Below are 2,185 nucleotides of genomic sequence, written 5' to 3' on the forward strand. Positions count from 1 at the left end.
AATTGATGCCATTGAATGTAGAATCGGTGACCTTGAATACCGAAGACGGGGTGATCAAAGGTAAATTGATTCTTCCCAGTACAGAAAGAAACTGTCCGATAGTGTTGCTTATTGCAGGATCCGGACCGACGGATATGGATGGTAATTCTCCTCTTCTTCACGGAAAGAATAATTCATTGAAGTATTTAGCGGAAGGATTGGCTGAAAATGGCATTGCTTCACTTCGTTTTGATAAGCGGGGCATAGCAACCAGTGCAGCAGCCGGAAAAGAGGAATCCCTACTGCGTTTTGAAGATTATGTAAATGACGTGAAAGGCTGGTTGAATTTTTTAGCTAACGACAAACGGTTTACCGGTATCACGGTGATAGGGCATAGTGAGGGGGCATTGATCGGTATGTTGGCTTGCCGGAATCAGCCAAAGGTGAAAGCATTTGTCTCATTGGCCGGAGCAGGCCGTCCGGCATATGAAATTATAGAAGAACAAGTATCCGCACAGCCGGAAATGATCCGGAGAGAGGTGTCTGCCATTAACGAATCTCTTAAAAAAGGGGAACAGGTAGAACAGGTTCCTATGTACTTGCAGTCCTTATACCGTTCTTCGGTTCAACCCTATCTGATCTCATGGTATAAGTATGATCCTCAAGAGGTCATTGCGACTCTGAAAATACCGGTATTAATAGTTCAAGGTAAACGTGATATTCAAATTAGCACACAAGATGCCGAATTGTTGAAGAAAGCTAAACCTGCTGCCGGATTGCTCTTCATCGACTCCATGAATCATGTTCTGAAAGATTGTGATACGATGGATCCGCAGAAGCAGTCAGTCGCTTATTCCGATTCCTCTCTACCGGTGAATACTACCTTGATCTTTTCGTTGAGCACTTTTATAAATAAGCATAGATGATATGAATGAATTGAAAAAACGTTTGCCACTGCAATGTCCTGCATGTGAATCTCCATTGAGAGTAGGGCGTATGTTTTGCGGAGAATGCGGTACCGAAGTTTGCGGTGATTTTGAATTGCCTTTGTTGGCCCGTTTGTCAGAGAAAGAACAGCAGTTTATTCTTGCTTTTGTAAAGTCGAGCGGTAGCTTAAAAGACATGGCGAAAAGTATGGGAATAAGCTATCCTACCGTTCGGAATGTTTTAGATGATTTGATTGAGAAACTTATTAAAATGGAAGAAAAATGAAAAATCAGAAGATTGAAAGAGTGGTAAATCCGTTTATTCGGATTGCAGGGACACAGGCATTACTATGGGGAGCATTAGGTTTGGTTGTTTCCACCTTGCTGAGCTGGTTATCCGGTTATCATTATCATGGATTATTACACTTCGGACCTGCTCCCAATCCCGCTTGGTGGTGTTATTGGGCAGAGCATCTGATGGTGTGGTTAGTTCCGGCAACCCTGTTTTATATAGGTGGAAAGATATTTTCCCATTCCAAAATCCGTATGGTAGATGTTTACGGAACTGTCCTGTTCGCTCAATTACCGATGATCGTAATGAATCTGATCTATTTATTACCCCCTATGCAAGCGATCGCACAAGTAGATTCTACAATGGCACCTACTGAGATACTGGCTATTCCTAATCTGCATTGGGCTATCTTCTTGTCATTACTCGGTCTTCCGTTTATAATATTTTCTCTTATCTGGATGTTTCAGGCCCTCAAAGTATCCTGTAATTTGAAACAGTCCCGGCTTTGGATTATTGCTCTTGTCGGAATCATTGGAGGAGATTTCATATGCCGCCTGTTGATTGGGTTGTTTTATTGACTTTTATATGATAATCAATTCGTAATAACGAATCAGGTAAGGAAGAAATATTCAATTATCAGAACTTGATTGATAACTATAGACTCCTACATAATAAAAGTGTATATTCTTGATACATAAAAATATACACTTTTATTATGTAGGAGTCTATAGTTTTATTTTGATTGATTATCAGTGCTTTAGCGCTTCTTTGCTAGCTCCTTGACATCTGTTTGGTATAAGTAACCTTCAATTATTACTGATATGTTATCCGGATAGATTGGAATGTATCTTTAGCTGCACGGAGCACACAGTTTCCAATATCGATTACAGATATATCCGTAGCTTCTTTTCGGTATACCGTTCGAAGAATATCGGTTGCAGGGATTTCTCTGCCAGATAACAATATTCGATAGGGAGCAGGCTGGTGG

At 40.7% G+C, this 2,185-nt stretch carries 3 protein-coding genes; all 3 read left to right on the forward strand.

All coding sequences use genetic code 11. The features are described from left to right. Nucleotides 1–2: 2 nt before the first annotated feature. Genes QVP90_RS16280 through QVP90_RS16290 form a run of 3 tightly spaced genes read left to right on the forward strand, consistent with a single transcriptional unit; the run spans nucleotide 3 to nucleotide 1,775 of the window. A complete protein-coding gene (locus QVP90_RS16280) occupies nucleotides 3–905 on the forward strand; it encodes an alpha/beta hydrolase (RefSeq protein WP_288204858.1) in 903 nt (300 codons plus the stop codon). A 1-nt stretch (nucleotide 906) separates the two neighbouring features. Continuing rightward, complete coding sequence (locus QVP90_RS16285; protein WP_021937020.1) at nucleotides 907–1,191, forward strand: DUF2089 family protein; 285 nt, start codon at nucleotides 907–909, stop codon at nucleotides 1,189–1,191. Beyond that, nucleotides 1,188–1,775, forward strand: a complete 588-nt coding sequence (locus QVP90_RS16290; RefSeq protein WP_007480698.1) for a YIP1 family protein — start codon at nucleotides 1,188–1,190, stop codon at nucleotides 1,773–1,775. Before QVP90_RS16285 ends, QVP90_RS16290 begins: the two co-directional genes overlap by 4 nt. Nucleotides 1,776–2,185: the final 410 nt, after the last annotated feature.

The sequence above is a fragment of the Bacteroides sp. CAG:189 genome (assembly GCF_000432295.1).
Taxonomy (GTDB): domain Bacteria; phylum Bacteroidota; class Bacteroidia; order Bacteroidales; family Bacteroidaceae; genus Bacteroides; species Bacteroides salyersiae.